Source organism: Buchnera aphidicola (Aphis fabae) (assembly GCF_009069125.1).
In the GTDB taxonomy this organism is placed as follows: domain Bacteria; phylum Pseudomonadota; class Gammaproteobacteria; order Enterobacterales; family Enterobacteriaceae; genus Buchnera; species Buchnera aphidicola_BB.
On sequence record NZ_CP042427.1, the window covers coordinates 272,912 to 290,610 of the forward strand.

At 22.8% G+C, this 17,699-nt stretch carries 18 protein-coding genes, 1 tRNA gene and 1 pseudogene; 11 read left to right on the plus strand and 9 right to left on the minus strand.

All coding sequences use genetic code 11. From position 1 onward, the window contains the following. Positions 1-4: 4 nt before the first annotated feature. Positions 5-81 (minus strand) — tRNA-Met (locus FQV33_RS01265). Between the two features lie 121 nt (positions 82-202). On the opposite strand from FQV33_RS01265, the gene mltA reads away from it, so the two are divergent. The 6 genes and pseudogenes from mltA (at position 203) to nusB (ending at position 4,377) form a co-directional block, all read left to right on the plus strand. Continuing rightward, a complete protein-coding gene (mltA, locus tag FQV33_RS01270) occupies positions 203-1,321 on the plus strand; it encodes a murein transglycosylase A (protein WP_158347895.1) in 1,119 nt (372 codons plus the stop codon). 4 nt (positions 1,322-1,325) lie between these two features. Beyond that, positions 1,326-1,805: a 6,7-dimethyl-8-ribityllumazine synthase gene (ribE, locus tag FQV33_RS01275; protein WP_158347896.1), complete on the plus strand. Its 480-nt coding sequence runs from the start codon at positions 1,326-1,328 to the stop codon at positions 1,803-1,805. A gap of 3 nt (positions 1,806-1,808) precedes the next feature. Then, on the plus strand, positions 1,809-2,339 hold the full coding sequence (thiL, locus tag FQV33_RS03115; protein ID WP_226856632.1) for a thiamine-phosphate kinase: 531 nt from the start codon (positions 1,809-1,811) through the stop codon (positions 2,337-2,339). A 134-nt stretch (positions 2,340-2,473) separates the two neighbouring features. Then, positions 2,474-2,776, plus strand: coding sequence for a hypothetical protein (locus tag FQV33_RS03120; protein ID WP_264284754.1), 303 nt, complete (start codon positions 2,474-2,476; stop codon positions 2,774-2,776). Positions 2,777-2,821: 45 nt separating this feature from the next. Continuing rightward, positions 2,822-3,913, plus strand: a pseudogene (ribD, locus tag FQV33_RS03125) (bifunctional diaminohydroxyphosphoribosylaminopyrimidine deaminase/5-amino-6-(5-phosphoribosylamino)uracil reductase RibD). A gap of 20 nt (positions 3,914-3,933) precedes the next feature. After that, a complete protein-coding gene (gene nusB / locus FQV33_RS01295; protein WP_158348525.1) occupies positions 3,934-4,377 on the plus strand; it encodes a transcription antitermination factor NusB in 444 nt (147 codons plus the stop codon). A gap of 18 nt (positions 4,378-4,395) precedes the next feature. On the opposite strand, the gene dxs is transcribed toward nusB, so the two are convergent. The 3 genes from dxs to FQV33_RS01310 all read right to left on the minus strand — a co-directional run bounded on the left by dxs (position 4,396) and on the right by FQV33_RS01310 (position 8,330). Then, entirely contained in the window at positions 4,396-6,156 is a 1,761-nt protein-coding gene (gene dxs / locus FQV33_RS01300) for a 1-deoxy-D-xylulose-5-phosphate synthase (RefSeq protein ID WP_158347900.1), read from the minus strand. A gap of 19 nt (positions 6,157-6,175) precedes the next feature. After that, complete coding sequence (locus FQV33_RS01305; RefSeq protein WP_158347902.1) at positions 6,176-7,072, minus strand: polyprenyl synthetase family protein; 897 nt, start codon at positions 7,070-7,072, stop codon at positions 6,176-6,178. Between the two features lie 67 nt (positions 7,073-7,139). Next, positions 7,140-8,330: an MFS transporter gene (locus tag FQV33_RS01310; protein WP_226856633.1), complete on the minus strand. Its 1,191-nt coding sequence runs from the start codon at positions 8,328-8,330 to the stop codon at positions 7,140-7,142. A 45-nt stretch (positions 8,331-8,375) separates the two neighbouring features. Here FQV33_RS01310 and FQV33_RS01315 point away from each other — a divergent pair, with 45 nt between their 5' ends. Next, complete coding sequence (locus tag FQV33_RS01315) at positions 8,376-8,723, plus strand: TusE/DsrC/DsvC family sulfur relay protein (RefSeq protein ID WP_158347904.1); 348 nt, start codon at positions 8,376-8,378, stop codon at positions 8,721-8,723. Between the two features lie 5 nt (positions 8,724-8,728). Here the strand turns inward: FQV33_RS01315 and cyoE are convergent, their stop codons facing one another. The 5 genes from cyoE to cyoA form a co-directional block, all read right to left on the minus strand. Next, positions 8,729-9,580 (minus strand): heme o synthase, encoded by an 852-nt coding sequence (gene cyoE / locus FQV33_RS01320; RefSeq protein WP_158347906.1) that lies wholly within the window; start codon positions 9,578-9,580, stop codon positions 8,729-8,731. Positions 9,581-9,607: 27 nt separating this feature from the next. Next, positions 9,608-9,937: a cytochrome o ubiquinol oxidase subunit IV gene (gene cyoD, locus FQV33_RS01325; RefSeq protein WP_158347908.1), complete on the minus strand. Its 330-nt coding sequence runs from the start codon at positions 9,935-9,937 to the stop codon at positions 9,608-9,610. Further along, positions 9,937-10,551: a cytochrome o ubiquinol oxidase subunit III gene (cyoC, locus tag FQV33_RS01330; RefSeq protein ID WP_158347910.1), complete on the minus strand. Its 615-nt coding sequence runs from the start codon at positions 10,549-10,551 to the stop codon at positions 9,937-9,939. Before cyoC ends, cyoD begins: the two co-directional genes overlap by 1 nt. Further along, on the minus strand, positions 10,548-12,527 hold the full coding sequence (gene cyoB, locus FQV33_RS01335) for a cytochrome o ubiquinol oxidase subunit I (protein ID WP_158347912.1): 1,980 nt from the start codon (positions 12,525-12,527) through the stop codon (positions 10,548-10,550). The genes cyoC and cyoB overlap by 4 nt, the downstream gene beginning before the upstream one ends. Positions 12,528-12,590: 63 nt before the next feature. Continuing rightward, the gene (gene cyoA / locus FQV33_RS01340) at positions 12,591-13,430 is read right to left on the minus strand and encodes a ubiquinol oxidase subunit II (protein ID WP_158347914.1); all 840 of its coding nucleotides are present in this window, start codon (positions 13,428-13,430) and stop codon (positions 12,591-12,593) included. A 249-nt stretch (positions 13,431-13,679) separates the two neighbouring features. Here cyoA and FQV33_RS01345 point away from each other — a divergent pair, with 249 nt between their 5' ends. From FQV33_RS01345 to clpX, 4 genes are all read left to right on the plus strand, one after another. Further along, a complete protein-coding gene (locus FQV33_RS01345) occupies positions 13,680-13,988 on the plus strand; it encodes a BolA/IbaG family iron-sulfur metabolism protein (protein WP_158347916.1) in 309 nt (102 codons plus the stop codon). A 195-nt stretch (positions 13,989-14,183) separates the two neighbouring features. Further along, positions 14,184-15,491 carry a trigger factor gene (gene tig, locus FQV33_RS01350; RefSeq protein WP_158347918.1) on the plus strand — a complete coding sequence of 436 codons (1,308 nt, stop codon included), beginning with the start codon at positions 14,184-14,186 and terminating at the stop codon, positions 15,489-15,491. A 117-nt stretch (positions 15,492-15,608) separates the two neighbouring features. Continuing rightward, on the plus strand, positions 15,609-16,202 hold the full coding sequence (gene clpP / locus FQV33_RS01355; protein WP_158347920.1) for an ATP-dependent Clp endopeptidase proteolytic subunit ClpP: 594 nt from the start codon (positions 15,609-15,611) through the stop codon (positions 16,200-16,202). A 113-nt stretch (positions 16,203-16,315) separates the two neighbouring features. Next, entirely contained in the window at positions 16,316-17,596 is a 1,281-nt protein-coding gene (gene clpX, locus FQV33_RS01360) for an ATP-dependent Clp protease ATP-binding subunit ClpX (protein WP_158347922.1), read from the plus strand. The last annotated feature ends 103 nt before the right edge of the window (positions 17,597-17,699 follow it).

Below are 17,699 nucleotides of genomic sequence, written 5' to 3' on the forward strand. Positions count from 1 at the left end.
TATTTGGTTGCGGGGGCTGGATTTGAACCAACGACCTTCGGGTTATGAGCCCGACGAGCTACCAGACTGCTCCACCCCGCTTTAGTTAGTAAAGAATACATCTTTAAGAAAAAAAATGCAACCTTTTTTTAAAAACATTTTTATTTTTTTTAAATACTTTCTTTTATTAAAAGAAATTTAACAAATATTCAAAAATATTACTATGATTAATTACAAAACTTTTAAACTGCAAAATAAAAAAAATATAAAAAAAATAATATTAAATGTAATATTTATATTTATAATTTCATGTAATAATTATGATTCTAGTAAAGGTCAACAATATCAAAAAAAAATTACTAACAATTTTACTGAAACAAAAAAAATAAATATTAAAACTAAATTAATTAATCAAAAAGACTTTATTATACAATTAGAAAAAATTAAAAAATTTTCTCCAAATTTATACTTAAAAAATTCTATTCTTTATAATAATATTAAAAAATGGTTAAAAACATCAGACTTGAATACATTGAATAAATTTGGAATTAAAATATTTCAAATGAAAGGAGTAGATAATTATGGCAATGTTAAAATTACTGGATACTATACGCCTATAATACAAGCTCGAAAAATAAAAAAAGATAATTTTATTTATCCAATATATCAAACACCATCTGTTTTTAAAAAAAATCAAATTCTACCACAAAGAAAAGATATATATAATGGTATTCTAAAAAAAAAATATATTTTAGCTTATAGCAACTCTTTAATAGATAATTTTATTATGGAAATTCAAGGAAGTGGTTTTATAGACTACGGAAATGGAAATCCATTAACTTTTTTTAGTTATGCAAAAAAAAATAACTGGCCTTATACAAGTATAGGAAGAATATTAATAAAACGAGGTGAAATAAGTAAAAAAAATATTTCTATGCAAAGTATTAAGAACTGGTGCAGTAAACATACCAATTTAGAAGTTCAAAAATTACTTGAAGAAAACAAATCTTTTGTTTTTTTTAAAGAAACTAAAATGAAAGAAGTATTCGGATCTAGTGCTGTACCATTAATCGCAAAATCAGCAATAGCTGTAGATAAATCTATCATTAAAAATGGAAGTATATTATTAGTACAAATACCTTTACTTGATAAAAAAGGTGTTTTTATTAATAAATATGAAATGCGATTATTATGTGCATTAGATGTAGGGGGTATGATTAAAGGACAACATTTTGATATTTATCAGGGAATTGGAGAACAAGCGGGTATACAAGCAGGTTTTTATAATCACTATGGAAATGCTTGGATATTAAAAACAAATCTTAAAACAACTAAAAATTAAAAAAATGAATATTATTCAATCCGGAATTACAAATAAAACAGCATCAATTGCAATAATTATTTCTAGATTTAATCAATTTATTAATAATCACTTATTATCTGGAGCACTAGATACTTTAACAAGAGTAGGTCAAATACAAAAAGAAAACATTTTAAAAATATATGTTCCTGGAACTTATGAAATACCTATAATAGCTAAGTATATTGCAAAATATAAAAAGTATAATGCTATTATTGCAATAGGAACAATTATTAAAGGAAGTACAGATCATTTTAAATACATTGCAAGTGATACATATAACAATCTTTCAAAAATTAGTATGAAATATTTCATTCCAATAACATTAGGAATATTAACTACAAAAAATCTAGAACAATCTATTGAAAGATCAGGTTTAAAAATGGGTAATAAAGGATCTGAAGCTGCATTAGCAGCATTAGAAATGATCAATATTATAGAAAAATTAAAAAAAGATAATGATTAAATTATGAAATACAACGAATTTGAAATTATTTCTCATTTTTTTAATAAGTATCAAAAAACAGATAAAAATCTTATCAAAGGTATTGGAGACGATAGCGCATTAATTAAAATACCAAAAAACAATATCCTTGCTATTAGTACTGATACTTTAGTAGAAGGAACACATTTTTTTAAAAATATTACCCCTGAAAATTTAGCTTATAAAACAATTGCTGTAAATCTCAGTGATTTAGCTGCTATGGGTGCACTTCCTAAGTGGATAACATTATCTATTACTATGCCTAAATCAAATAGTACATGGTTAAAATGTTTTAGTGAAAATTTTTTTAAAATTTTAAACCAATATAAAATAACACTTATAGGTGGAGATACTAATTGTGGACCTTTAAGTATTACACTAAGTGTTTACGGGTTAATTCAAGGAGAAAAAGCATTATTAAGAAAAAATGCTAAAGAAGGAGATTTAATCTATGTAACAGGATATCTTGGAGAAAGCGCTGCTGGTTTATTTTTACTCCAAAAAAAAAAAATATAAATATAACAATAAAAAACTATTTAATTCAAAAACATCTTAATCCTATTCCACGAATTTCTGAAGGTATAATAATAAGAAGCTTTGCCAATGCAGCAATAGATATATCAGATGGATTAATTGCTGATTTAGGACATATATTAGAAAATAGTCAATGCGGAGCTGATATAGAAGTAAATAAATTACCTATCTCTAAAAAATTAATAAATAATTTTAAAAAAAATAATTGTTTGAATTGGGCATTATATTTCGGAGAAGACTATGAATTATGTTTTACAGTTTCTAAAAAAAACATTAAAAAATTAAATTTAGCTATTAAAAAACGTTTAATTCAATGCAAACACATTGGATATATTACTTCAAAAGAAAAAGGTTTTAATTTAATGAAAAACAATAAAAAAATTAATTTTAAAAAAACTGGTTTTAATCATTTTAATTAAAATAATCTTTAAAAATTTTGGTAAAATATGAAAAATATATTTTATATGCAAAGAGCTATACAACTTAGTAAATTAGGTGAATTTACAACCTCTCCAAATCCGAATGTTGGTTGTGTAATTGTTAATCAAGACCACATTGTTGGAGAAGGATGGCATAAAAAATATGGAGATAATCATGCTGAAGTTAATGCATTAAATATGGCTGGAAAACAAGCAAAAGGAGGAATTGCATATATTACATTGGAGCCATGTAATCATTTTGGTAAAACACCACCATGCTGTGATGCATTAATTAATGCTGGAATTGTTCATGTAATCATATCAAATTTAGATCCTAATCCAAAAGTATCTGGAAAAGGAATTACTTATCTCAGAAAAAATAATATTTCTGTAGAAATAGGATTGCTATCGAAAGAATCTAAAAAATATAATAAAGGTTTTTTTAAACGTATGAAAACTGGATTTCCATGAATTCAACTGAAATTAGCAATGTCAATAGATGGAAGAACTGCAATGAAAACTGGTGAAAGTAAGTGGATTACTTCGAAAGATTCACGTCAAGATGTACAAATATTTCGAGCCAAAAGTTCAGCAATTCTAAGTAGTAGTACAACTATTATACATGATAATGCACAATTAACTGTACGTAAAAAAGAATTTAATTCCAAAATACTGTCTAAATTTCCTGAAAAAGATTTTAAACATCCAATAAGGGTTATTATAGATAGCAAAAATCAAATGAAAAAATCACATAAAATAATGCATACAAAAGAAAAAATTTTATTAATAAGATTAAAACCAGATAATGAATTATGGCCAGATAATATAAAACAAATTATAATAAAACCATATAAAAAAAAAATTAACATTATATCTACATTAAAATTTTTAGGAAATTTAGAAATTAATAATGTATGGATAGAAGCTGGAAGCACCCTTTCTGGTTCTTTATTAAAGATGCAATTAATAGATGAAATAATTATATATATTGCACCTAAAATATTAGGACACGAAGCAAAACCATTGTTTTTATTAAAAAATCATTTAAAGTTATTTGAATGTATTAAATTTAATTTTGTAGATTTTAAAAAAATAGGTCCAGATATAAGATTAATATTAGAACCTCAAAAAAAATAAAACATTAGGAAAATTTTATGATAAATCCACATTTTCGAAGAAAAGCTCGTGCTTGTGCTTTACAAATGCTTTACTCCTGGGAAATCTCTCAAAATAATATTAAAGATAATACTATAGAATTTTTAAAAGAAAAAAATAAAAGAAATATTGATTTAGAATATTTTTATGATTTGATTTTAGGAATAACTGATAACTGTGAAAATATAGATAATTTAATGAAACCATATTTATCACGTTCACTTAAAAAACTAGGACAAATAGAAAAAGCAATTCTTAGAATTTCATTCTATGAACTATATAAAAGAAAGGATATACCTTATAAAGTTTCTATTAATGAAGGTATTGAATTAGCTAAATTATTTGGATCAGAAGATAGTCATAAATTTATTAACGGCGTTTTAGATAAAGCCGCATTAAAAATAATAAAAGAAAAAAATAATATTATTATTAGTTTAAAAAAATAAAATGATATATTTAAAATATTAATATGATGAAACCCAAGAAAAAATTTTTTTTTCAATTCCTTCAGCATCTAATTCATAATTATGTCTAATTTCTTTCTGACTACCTTGAGTAATAAATGTATCTGGTAGTCCAATATTTAATACTGGAAGTAAAATTTTTTTTATCATGATAAATTCATTTACTGAACTACCTGCTCCACCTGAAATAATTCCTTCTTCAATAGTAACAAAAAATTTATATTGAGAAGATAATTCTATAATTATATTTGTATCTAATGGTTTAACAAATCGCATATCAACTAGTGTCGCATTTAAATTATTTGCTGCAGATAAAGCGGCTTGCAATAACACACCAAAATTTAAAATTGCTATGCTATGACCTACTCTTCTTAAAATAGATTTTCCCAATGGTATTACGTCCATTGGCGTTAATGGCTCTCCTATTCCCTTTCCTTTAGGATACCTTACGACCGTTGGACCTTGTTTATACATATATGCAGTATATAACATTTGCCTACATTCGTTTTCATTACTTGGAGTCATAATTACAAGTCCAGGAATACACCTTAAATAAGCTAAATCAAAAACACCTTGATGTGTAGGACCATCATTTCCTACTATTCCTGCTCTGTCAATAGCAAATAAAACAGATAATTTTTGCAACGCAACATCGTGTATAATTTGATCATAAGCACGCTGTAAAAAAGTAGAATAAATTGAAACAACTGGATTATATCCTGCAGCAGCTAAACCAGCTGCAAAGGTAACTGCATGCTGTTCAGCAATAGCAACATCAAAATATTGATTTGGAAATAAACGAGAAAAATTTAACATACCTGAACCTTCACACATTGCAGGTGTAATTGCTATTAATTTTTTATCAATACTTGCTATCTCACACAACCAAGAACCAAATACTTCTGAATAAGTAAGAACTTTATCAAAAGATGAAATATTCTTTTGTGGAACTGTATGCCATTTAATTGGATCTAATTCTGCTGGAAGATAACCTTTTCCTTTTTTTGTAATTAAATGCAATAAAAAACTACCTTTTTTATTTTTAATATCTTTTAAAAGATTGATTAAATAAAAAATATCATGTCCATCAAAAGGTCCTAAATATTGAAACGATAAATTTTCAAAAAATGAATTTTTTAATATATAATTATGTTTAATATTTTTTAAATTTTTTAAATGTATGTTTAAAGCGCCTGTATTTTTAGAAATAGACATCTCATTATCATTTAATACTACTAATAAATCAGTTTGTATTTCACCAGCATGATTCATAGCTTCAAATGCCATACCTGAAGTGATTGCACCGTCACCAATAACACAAATAGTTTTTCTATTTTTTCCTTCTTTTTGAGCTGCAATAGACAAACCTAAACCTGCACTAATTGAAGTAGAAGAATGGCCCATGCCAAAAACATCATATTGACTTTCTTCACGAAAAGGAAATGGATGTAAACCATTTTTTTTTCTAATACTAATTATTTTTTTTGCTCTGCCAGTTAAAATTTTATGCGGATAAGATTGATGTCCTATATCCCATAATAAATTGTCAAATGGTGTATTATAAACATAGTGTAAAGCAACTGTAATTTCAACTACACCTAATCCAGATGCACAATGACCCTCCGTAATAAAAATTATATCTAATAAATATCTTCTTAATTCAAAGCATAATTGAGGTAATTTTTTAATTGGTAAATATCTTAAACTTTTAACTGAATCAGCTAAAAATAATGTTGGATATTTTTTAATATCAAAATTCATTAGAAACTCATTATTAAATTCATTTCGAACGTTGAATTATAAAATCTGTTAAAAATTCTAAATTATTAACAATAAAACATTTTTTTTTAAAAATTTTTAAAATAGACAATGCTTCTTGATATAAAATTTTTATTTTTTTTTGAGATTGTTTGATTCCGATTAAATATGGATATGTATTATATATATTTTTATTTTCATTTGTATTTTTTTTCGTTTTTTTAGCATCATTTTTAAAATCGAAAATATCATCTTGAATTTGAAAAGCTAAACCGATAGCAATAGAAAAACGATCTAATAACAATAATATTTTTTTAGAAAAAAATTTTGAAGATAAATATGACAATCGAACAGAAGATCTAATTAAAAATGCAGTCTTATATAAATTAATTTTTTCTAATTCATTAATATTAAGTTCTTTTATATCTTTTTGTAAATCTAATGTTTGTCCGATACACATACCAGTAGATCCAATAGAATAAGACAATTCAGAAATAATTTTTATACGATTTCTATCAGAAACACCGGGCATAATATGTGTAGATAAAACATTAAATGCCAAACTTTGTAAAGCATCTCCAGCAAGTATAGTAAAACTTTCACCATATTTTACATGACAAGAAACATTACCTCTTCTAAAATAATCATTGTCAATACATGGTAAATCATCATGAATTAAAGAATAAGAATGAATTAGTTCAATAGCTATAGATATTACATCTAATGTAATAATATTTACTTTAAACATTTCTCCAATAATATATACTAAACATGCACGTAATCTTTTTCCTCCTATTAAAGTCCCATATTTCATAGATTTTATAAGAATTGAATGCTGAAAAGGCAATCTGTTTAATACATCGATTAATTTTTTATTTATACGATTTTGATAAATATTATAAACATCAGAAAAATTCAAATTTACACACCTAAAAAACTAGAAAAAATAATTGATATAAAATTTGATTAATTATACTATAAAAATATTATTTTTTACAAAAACAATTAAATACAAACCATATAAAAACTAAAAAAACTTCACATAAAAAAATTTGTGAAACATTTAAAAAAGTATATAACCATCCATTTATAATACCTCCTAAAGAGATTCCTAAATACTGACTAGTAGAATAAATACTCATAATACTGCCTTTATAATTATTAATAGATATTTTTTGACTTAAATATGAAGGAAGAAAAACTTCTAATATATTAAAAGCAATAAAAAATATCTGTAAAGATAATACTAAATAGAATAAATGATTGTATAAAAATAAAAAAAACAATGATGATAAAAAAATAAAAAAAACACATATTTCAATAATATTTTTTAAACAAAAATAAAAATTACCATATACAACTATAAAATATAAAATAAAAAAAGAAAATATTATTGTAACTAAATAAATAATCCAATGATAATTTGAAATAAGTCCAGAAAGCTCTAATTGCTCAGGTATAATTAAAAAATGCATTGTTAATAAAAAATGCAAACAAAATATACTAAAATAAAATCTACAAAAATTTATATTAAATAAATATTTAATATTTTTTTGATTAAAAAATTTTATTTTTTTGTTTAACTTCTTCACCTGATACTCTTGATTTCTATCAGTAGGAATCATAAAAAAAACAATTAAAATACAAATCATTGAAAATACAGAAGAAAACCAAAAAATAAAAGAAAAATTAAATTTTTCAATAATTAATGATCCAAAAACAATAGAAATTAAAAAAGAAACAGCAAAACTAGCACCTATAGCAGAAATAGATTTAATACGATTTTCTTTTCTCACTAAATCAGATAAAAGCGCCATAGAAACACCAGAAATAGCTCCAGAACCTTGTATAGCTCTTCCAATTATTAACCCCCAAATAGAATTTGTATTTGCAGCTATAATACTTCCAATTAAAAAAATAAAAAGTCCAAATATAATTATTTCTTTTCGACCAAATTTATCAGATAAAAAACCAAATGGAATTTGAAATATCATTTGAGCAATAGCATAAACACTAATAGATAACCCAATTAAAAATTTATTCCCTCCATTTAAATATAATCCATATTTACTTAATACTGGAAGAATAGAAAAAACACCTAACATACGTAATAAAAAAATAACACAAAAACTTAATGTTACTTGTAATTCAAAAACATTCATTTTATAATTTTTCATATTTAACCCAATATTTTTTACAAACCTTTTATATTATAAAAAATTATGTTATCCATAAAAAATATCAAAAAATATATAAATTACGAAAAAATAGAAAAAGATTTAGACGGATACCTAAAAAATAATAAAGATTGGAATATTTACTTAGCAGAAGAAATTGCAAAAAAAGAAAAAATTATACTTACAAATAATCATTGGGAAATAATATATTTTATAAGAGAATTTTATTTTAAATATAATATTACACCATCAATGCGAATGCTAATTAGTGGTATTAACAAGAAACTAGGTAAAAATATTCACAGTATTTATTTATTTCAACTATTTCCTAAAGGTCCAGCACAACAAGCTAGTAAAATAGCTGGAATACCGAAACCTTCACAATGTTTATAAAAATATTAAAATCTAAAATCAATTGAAATCAATATATTAAAAAATATAACTATTATAATAGAAAAATAAAATATTTTACTAGAAAATTTAAAATGATCTTTTTCTTTCATATTCAAGTAAGATATATATAACCAATATAAGTTTAAAATAGAAACAAAAAAAAGAAAAACATAACTTAAATAACCTAAAAATGTTAATATAAAACTAGATAAAGTAAAACATATTATATAATAAAAAATATGTTTCTTTGTTTTTGAAACACCTTTTACTATGGGAAAAACAGGTAAATTTGCATTTTTGTAGTCTGCTAAATAAACAATAGAAATTGCATAAAAATGAGACATTTGCCAAAATATAAAAATAATAAATAATAAAATACAAACTATACTAATAGAATTATTAACAGCAGTATACCCAATTAATGATGGTATTGAACCTGAAAAACTTCCAATAAAAGTAGAATATATTGATTTTCTTTTTAAAAATGTATAAATAAAAACATAAATGATAAATCCAATTATTGATAAAAACATTGATAAAAAATTTACTAAAAAACCTAATGTAAATATACCTAATCCACCTATAATAGTTCCAAAAAAACAAGCTAATCTAGGTTCAAGTAATTTTTTTACTAAAACTCTATTTTTTGTCCTTTTCATTTTAGAATCTATTTCTATATCAATTAAATTATTAAAAACACAACTAGAAGCAATAACTAGAGATGTCCCTAAAATAGTAGATATAAACAAAAAAATATTAAAAGAAAAACGCGATGAAAATAAAAAACTACCTATAATTAAAACTATATTTCCTAAAATAATACGAGGTTTGATTATTTCTAAATAATATTTCAGCATATAAATAAATATATTTTTAAGTAATTTTTATATCATCATAACATGATGATTTAAGTTGAACATAATCCATATAGAACCAAATACAACAATGAACATAATAATTAAAATAAATAATAAAGACGTTAAATACCAATAATTTTTTTGAATATTATTTAAATGCAAAAAATATATAAAATGTACGACAATTTGAAAAAAAGCACATAATAACATTATTAATCGACTGATTGAATGAGAAAAAAATTGATTTTTAACAATTAAAAAAGGAATTATAGTTAATAATATAGACAGTAAAAAACCATATATATAAGATTGTACTTTCTCATTAAAATAAAGTTTTAATTTAAAATATTTAAACATTAAACTACTCCATTTAAATAAACAAAAGTAAAAATACAAACCCATATAATATCTAAAAAATGCCAAAATAAACTAAAACATAATATTCGAACTTGAATAGTATTAGTTAATCCTAATTTAAAAATCTGAAAAATGATTGATAATATCAAAATTAAACCAAAAATAATATGAACACCATGTATACCTATGATTGTAAAAAAAATAGAAAAAAAAGCATGTTGATTAGGAGTACAGTTTTCTAAAAATAAATAATAAAATTCATTAAGTTCCATTATCAAAAAAAGTACACCTAAAATAAACGTAATGATAAAATAAAAAAAAACCATTTTTATATTCTTTCTATTTTGTTCTATAGTTATCATAGCACATGTTAATGAGCTAAATAATAAAATAACTGTTTCAAAAAAAATAGAAGATAAATTAAAAATTTTATGATTAATAAAATTCATAGGTAAATTATTAAAAATAATTGCATATACAGCAAATAAAACAGCAAACATAATGCAATCACTCATTAAATATATCCATAATCCAAATAATTTATTATTGTCAAGATTATGACCTTTTTTCTTGAAAAAAGGATAAGATATTTGATTTTTTATTTTCTTTATCATTTTAAACCTACTTTTTTAATATTTAAAAATTTTTGATCTTCTATTTCTTTAATTTCCTTTATAGAAACTATATATTCATTATTTTCATTTATACTTTTCATAATTAAACTCACAATTATTATAAAAAAAGATAATGAACATAACCAAAAAATATGCCAAACAGCAGAAAAACCAAATATTAAAGATAAAAAACCAATAATAAATCCTAATTCTGTATTTTTTGGCATATGAATTTCAGAATAATTGATATTTTTTATATGTTTTTTTTGTTTTTTTGTTTCCCAAAAATCATCTTTATTTTTAACATGAGGAATAATAGCAAAATTATAAAACGGTGCAGGAGAAGAAGTAGACCATTCTAAAGTTCTTCCATCCCATGGATCACCAGTAACATCTAAATTATGATGACGATTTTTTATTGAAATCCAAAATTGAACTATTTGACATATAATACCTATACCAATTAAAACAGCACCAATAGCAGCAATACATAATAAAAAATGAAATTCTAAGTCAATATTTTGACTTAAACGACGAGTCATACCCATAAAACCTAAAAAATATAAAGGCATAAATGCAGTAAAAAAACCTATTATCCAAAACCAAAATGAACGTTTTCCCCAAGTTTCATTTAAAATAAAACCAAATAATTTTGGAAACCAATAATTAATTCCAGCAAAGCAACCAAAAACAACACCACCAATTATTACATTATGGAAATGAGCAACTAAAAATACACTGTTATGCAAAATAAAATCAACCGGAGGAATAGATAATAATACACCAGTCATCCCACCAATAGAAAAAGTTAATAAAAATCCTATAGTCCATAACATTGAAGAATGTAGATAAACACGACCTTGATACATAGTAAACAGCCAATTAAAAATTTTTACTCCAGTAGGAATTGCTATTATCATAGTAGTAATTCCAAAAAAAGCATTTATATTTGATCCTGCACCCATAGTAAAGAAATGATGTAACCAAACAATAAAAGATAAAATAGTAATAGCTAATGTTGCCCATACCAAAGATACATATCCAAATAAACGCTTCTTTGAAAAAGTAGCTACGACTTCTGAAAAAATACCGAACACTGGAAGAACTAAAATGTATACTTCTGGATGTCCCCAAATCCATATTAAATTAACATACATCATAGCATTTCCACCAAGATCATTAGTAAAAAAATGAAAATTAAAATAACGATCTAAAGTTAATAACAACAAAGTTACAGTTAATACCGGAAAAGATATAACTATTAATATATTTGTACATAAAGATGCCCAAGTAAATACAGGCATTTTAAAAAAATTCATCCCAGGAGCTCTCATTTTTAGAATAGTTACTAAAAAATTAATTCCTGTTAAAGTTGTTCCAATTCCAGAAATTTGAAGACTCCAAATCCAATAATCTACTCCAACACCAGGACTATACTTAATACCAGACAAAGGTGGATAAGCTAACCATCCAGTTTGCGCAAATTCACCAACTCCCAAAGAAATAGTTAATAATATAGCACTACTGACATTTAACCAAAAACTCAAACTATTAAGAAAAGGAAAAGCTATGTCACGAGCACCAATTTGTAATGGAACTACTAAATTCATTAATCCAATTACAAGAGGCATAGCAACAAAAAAAATCATTATAACACCGTGTGCTGTAAATATTTGATCATAATGATGTGATGGTAAAAAACCATTATTACCTGAAGATGCAATTACTTGTTGAGTTCGCATTAATATAGCATCTACAAATCCTCTAAATAACATAACAAATGCCAATATTCCATACATAATAGCTATTTTTTTATGATCAACACTAGTAAACCATTCAGACCATAAATACTTCCATTTCCCGTAGTACGTAATAGCTGAAATTAAACATAATCCAATTAAAATAATAAAAGCATAAGTTACCATTATAATAGGTTCATTATAAGGAATGGCATCTAATGTTAATTTTCCAAACATATTTTACTACTCCTGATCACTTATGAAAGAATTGTATTTAAAATATTTAATATTTTTAAAAAATTAATGAAATATTCTATTAAATAGTGCCTGATCAACATTAGAAAAATATTCTACATAATGAGTTTCATTAGGAAAAGATACTTTGTTAAACATGTTTATAGTATTTAATTTTTTTGGTGAATGTTTTATTTTATTAATCCAATTTATAAACATTTTTTTATTTGGCAATGAGATTACAGTAAATTTCATATTAGAAAATCCTTTTCCGCTATAATTAGAAGATATTCCTTTATATTCTCCTGAATCATTAGAAATTAAATTTAGTTTTGTTATCATTCCAGGCATAGCGTATATTTGACTACCAAGAGAAGGAATAAAAAAAGAATTCATAACAGAATTTGAGGTTATACTAAAAATTACTGGTGTATTTATAGGAAAAGCTATTTCATTAATACTTGCTATACCATAATCTGGATAAACAAACAACCATCTCCAATCTAACGCAACAACATCTATTTTAATAGGTTTATTTTTAGATAATATAGATTTTTTAGGATCTAATATATGACAATAATTCCATGTTAAAAATGCTAAAAAAGAAATTATTAAAACAGGTATAATCCATACTATTGTTTCTATTATTTTAGAATCAGACCAATTTGGCTTATATATTTGATTTGTATTAGAAGCACGATATTTAATTGAAAAATATATTGTCATAAAAAGAACAGGAATAACGACAAACAACATCATGATAAATGATATCAAAATTAATGAAGATTCTTGTTTTGCAATTGTTCCATGTGAAGTTAATAACATACTATTACAACCATTTAACATGAAAATAATTGAAGTTAACAATAAGATTTTAAAAAATTTATTAAAATTTTTGAATATCATTTTAAAAACCTCAAATTTAATATTTATTAATTAAAATTCTTTATAATTATTTTAATTAATTACAAATTTTAAATTTTAAAAAAACTAATAATTTTTGAAATAATTGAATTATTTTTCAAAAATTGATAAAATTTAAAATAAAAAATATGTTTTATTAAGCATTTTATTATTAAAAATAGCATTGTTACTTAAAAAAGTATTCTAAAACTATTGTTTTGATAATATCAATTAGGATATAAAATTAATTTTATGTGTTTAAAACAAATAAAAAAATATTTAGCATCAAACATAAATATCAGTCATATTGAAATTTATAACGATAGCAAATCTCATAAATATGCTAAAAATACTCTTACACATATAACAATAATCATTATTAGCGATGATTTTGTTAATAAAAAAACAACTGATAGACATCGTTTAATTTTTAAAATATTGTATGAAATACATAAAAAAAACATATATTCAATTACATTATATACTTATACTTTAAATGAGTGGAAATATAAAAAATACAACATCGATTATTCTTCAAAATGTTTTCAAAAAATATTATAAAAATAAATAATTTTAAGATAATTAATTCTTAAAAATAAAAATTTAATTATAATTTTTTATAAAAATATTATCATTTAAAAAATATTTGAAATAATTTATTCAATTTAAAATCCATTAAAAATTTTATAAAAATATTAAAAATAAAATAAAAAATATCTAAGATTAACTGATAAATGTAATTTTTAAGGTAATAAGATGAAATTTCTTCTGGAAAAAACTAAAGATGCAGGTCATCGTGTTACAATCAATATTCCAAAAACAATAATAGATACTGCTCTTATCAAAGAGTTTTCTAAAATTAACAAAAAAACAAATATTAATGGTTTCAGAAAAGGAAAAGTGCCTATTAAAATAATACAAAATAAATATGGAAATAATGTGTATTATGATGTATTTAATAAACTAATGCAAAAATTTTTTTTTGAATTTTTAAATAAAGAGAAAATTAATATTATTGGTTATCCTAAATATTATATAGATGAAAAAAAAGAAAAAAACGAAAATTTTAAATACTCTGTTACCTATGAAATATATCCTGATATTAAAATAAACGAAATAAGTTCAATTAAAGCAGAAAAAATTATTGTTAATATTACTGATGAAGATATAAAAAAAAATATATTAGAAAATCAACAAAAAACAACTGTTTGGATTGAAGTCAATAGAGCTATTAAAATTAATGATAGAGTCACAATTAATTATTCGATTTATGAAAATAATAAAAAAATAGATAAATTTGATACAAAAAACGTTCAGTTTATTGTTTTCAAAAATCATTTTATAGATGAACTAAATAATAAAATAATTAACCATTATACTAATGATATTGTTTTTTTAAAAATATTTTTTTCTTTATTTCACCCAGAAAAAGAACTTAACAATAAAAACATAACATTTAAAATTAAGATAATAAAAGTTGAGGAAGAACTAGAAATAGACAAAAAAATTAACAATATTAAGTTCATTGAATCAAATTTACAATCTATAAAAAATCAAATCATTCAAGATATAAATAAATTAACTCAAAATCATTTAAAAAATCAAATTATATACAAATTAATACAAGCAAATCCAATTATAATACCACCTATTCTATTACAAGAAGAAATAATAAGTTTAAATAAAAAACTGATAGAAGAATACAAAGTAAAAACAAAAAATATTTTAGATAAAAAATATCATATTAATCTTGAATCACAGGCTAAAAAAATATTATGTACTAAATTAATTTTAGAAAAAATTATTCATGATTATAACATTTCAGTCGATGCACAAAAAATTGAATCAACAATTAAGGAAATATCTTTACAATATAAAAAACCATTGGAAATCATTAATATATATAATAAAAATAAAATATTAAGAAAAACAATAAAAAATTTAGAATTAGAAAAAGAAGCTATAAAATTTTTAAAAAATAAAATTAAAATCATAAAAAAATATTATACTTTTAATGAATTTATAAATTATAACTTAAATTATTTAGAAGAATTATATTTTTAAAAAATAATAATTTTTTAATAATTCTGTATTTATACTTTTTAAAAAGCAATATTTTAATTAAAAAAATTTTAATATTTTACTTTTTAAATTTAATTTTTATTAAGAGAATACTAAAAAATGTCTAATTCAATATTAATTCCAATGGTGGTTGAACAACATTCAAGAGGAGAACGCTCATATGATATATATTCAAGATTATTAAAAGAACGTATAATTTTTATGAGTGGAACTATAGAAGATAGTATGGCAAATACTATAATAGCTCAAATGCTTTTTTTAGAGGCAGAAAATCCAGAAAAAGATATATTTTTATATATTAACTCACCAGGTGGTATTATTACTTCAGGTATGTCTATTTATGATACCATGCAATTTATTAGTCCAGATATAAGAACTATTTGCATTGGCCAAGCATGTTCAATGGCTGCTTTTTTATTAGCATCCGGAACGAAAGGAAAAAGATTTTCTTTACTAAATTCTAGAATTATGATTCATCAACCATTAGGTGGATTTCAAGGACAAGCATCAGATATTGCTATTCATGCAAAAGAAATAATTAAAATGAAAAAAAAATTAAATCAATTATTTTCTGTACATACTGGTCAATCTATTAAAAAAATAAATAAAGACACAGAAAGAGATTGTTTTTTATCAGCAAACGAATCCATCGAATATGGATTAATTGATTTAATCCTAACTAAAAGAAAATAAAAAAATTTTTTATAAAATATTCTTTTTTGTCAAAAAAAAAAAAAAAAAAAAAACAAAATAGAATCTATTTACTCAAAAAAAAAATCAATAAATATCAAAAAGAGGTTTAAAATATGAAAGATAAGAGTAAAGATGATTCTAAAACATTGCTTCATTGCTCTTTTTGTGGAAAAAACCAAAAGGAAGTGGAAAAACTAATTGCTGGTCCATCAGTATGTATATGCAATGAATGTATAAAACTATGTAATAATATTATTGAAGAAACTAAAATACCAAAAGATACTCAAAATGATGATTTAAAAAATTTACCTACACCATCTGAAATAAAAAAATATCTTGATAGCTATGTTATAGGACAAGATCACACAAAGAAAGTTTTATCTGTAGCTGTTTATAATCACTATCAACGTATTAGAAACATCAGTAAAAATAAAGAAAAAACTGAACTTGGAAAAAGTAATATTTTATTAATTGGGCCTACTGGAAGTGGAAAAACTTTATTAGCAGAAACACTGGCAAAACTATTAAATGTACCATTTAGTATTGCAGATGCTACTACTTTAACAGAAGCAGGATATGTAGGAGAAGATGTTGAAAATGTAATACAAAAACTATTACAAAAATGCAAATATAATGTTAAAAAAGCGGAACTAGGTATTATATATATCGATGAAATTGATAAAATTTCAAGAAAATCTGATAACCCTTCTATAACTAGAGATGTTTCAGGAGAAGGAGTGCAACAAGCTTTACTAAAAATTATTGAAGGAACTTTAGCATCTATTCCGCCACAAGGTGGTCGTAAACATCCACAACAAGAATTTTTACAAATTAATACTTCAAATATTTTATTTATATGCGCAGGTGCGTTTTCAGGGTTATCTAATATTATTTCAAAAAGAATTAACATAAGCACTGAAATTGGATTTAATGCAGAAATTAACAAGAAAACTAAAAAAAAATCAGAAGAACACTTATTAAAACAAGTTCAACCAAAAGATTTAATAAAATTTGGATTAATTCCTGAATTTATTGGACGTTTGCCTATTATTACAATAGTAAATGAATTAACAGAAAACGCGCTTATTGAAATCTTATGCAAACCTAAAAATGCTTTAATTAAACAATATCAAACATTATTTGAATTAGAAAAAGTAAAATTAGAATTTGATAAAAAATCAATTAAAGCTATTTCAAAACAAGCAATGTTAAAAAAAACAGGAGCAAGAGGATTAAGATCTATTATTGAAAAAGTTTTGTTAAATATAATGTATGAATTACCATCAATGAAAAATGTAGAAAAAGTACTTATCACTGAATCAGTAATACATTCAAAATCATTGCCTAAAATAATATATGAAAAAAATAAATCAAAAAAAGCATCTGGTGAATAAACAACAAAAATCTTAATAAAGTTTAATTCTAGCTTTTTTATTTTTAAAAGCATATTAAATATAAAACGATTATTCATATAAATTAAATCTATTATAAATATAA

Coding starts and splice junctions, on each gene's coding strand:
- cyoA (WP_158347914.1), bottom strand. CDS start 13,430: ATGATATTCAAAAATTTTAATAAATTTTTTAAAATCTTATTGTTAACT.
- FQV33_RS01315 (WP_158347904.1), top strand. CDS start 8,376: ATGTTATCCATAAAAAATATCAAAAAATATATAAATTACGAAAAAATA.
- cyoD (WP_158347908.1), bottom strand. CDS start 9,937: ATGTTTAAATATTTTAAATTAAAACTTTATTTTAATGAGAAAGTACAA.
- dxs (WP_158347900.1), bottom strand. CDS start 6,156: ATGAATTTTGATATTAAAAAATATCCAACATTATTTTTAGCTGATTCA.
- tig (WP_158347918.1), top strand. CDS start 14,184: ATGAAATTTCTTCTGGAAAAAACTAAAGATGCAGGTCATCGTGTTACA.
- thiL (WP_226856632.1), top strand. CDS start 1,809: ATGAAATACAACGAATTTGAAATTATTTCTCATTTTTTTAATAAGTAT.
- cyoE (WP_158347906.1), bottom strand. CDS start 9,580: ATGCTGAAATATTATTTAGAAATAATCAAACCTCGTATTATTTTAGGA.
- clpX (WP_158347922.1), top strand. CDS start 16,316: ATGAAAGATAAGAGTAAAGATGATTCTAAAACATTGCTTCATTGCTCT.
- clpP (WP_158347920.1), top strand. CDS start 15,609: ATGTCTAATTCAATATTAATTCCAATGGTGGTTGAACAACATTCAAGA.
- cyoB (WP_158347912.1), bottom strand. CDS start 12,527: ATGTTTGGAAAATTAACATTAGATGCCATTCCTTATAATGAACCTATT.
- FQV33_RS01345 (WP_158347916.1), top strand. CDS start 13,680: ATGTGTTTAAAACAAATAAAAAAATATTTAGCATCAAACATAAATATC.
- FQV33_RS01310 (WP_226856633.1), bottom strand. CDS start 8,330: ATGAAAAATTATAAAATGAATGTTTTTGAATTACAAGTAACATTAAGT.
- cyoC (WP_158347910.1), bottom strand. CDS start 10,551: ATGATAAAGAAAATAAAAAATCAAATATCTTATCCTTTTTTCAAGAAA.
- ribE (WP_158347896.1), top strand. CDS start 1,326: ATGAATATTATTCAATCCGGAATTACAAATAAAACAGCATCAATTGCA.
- mltA (WP_158347895.1), top strand. CDS start 203: ATGATTAATTACAAAACTTTTAAACTGCAAAATAAAAAAAATATAAAA.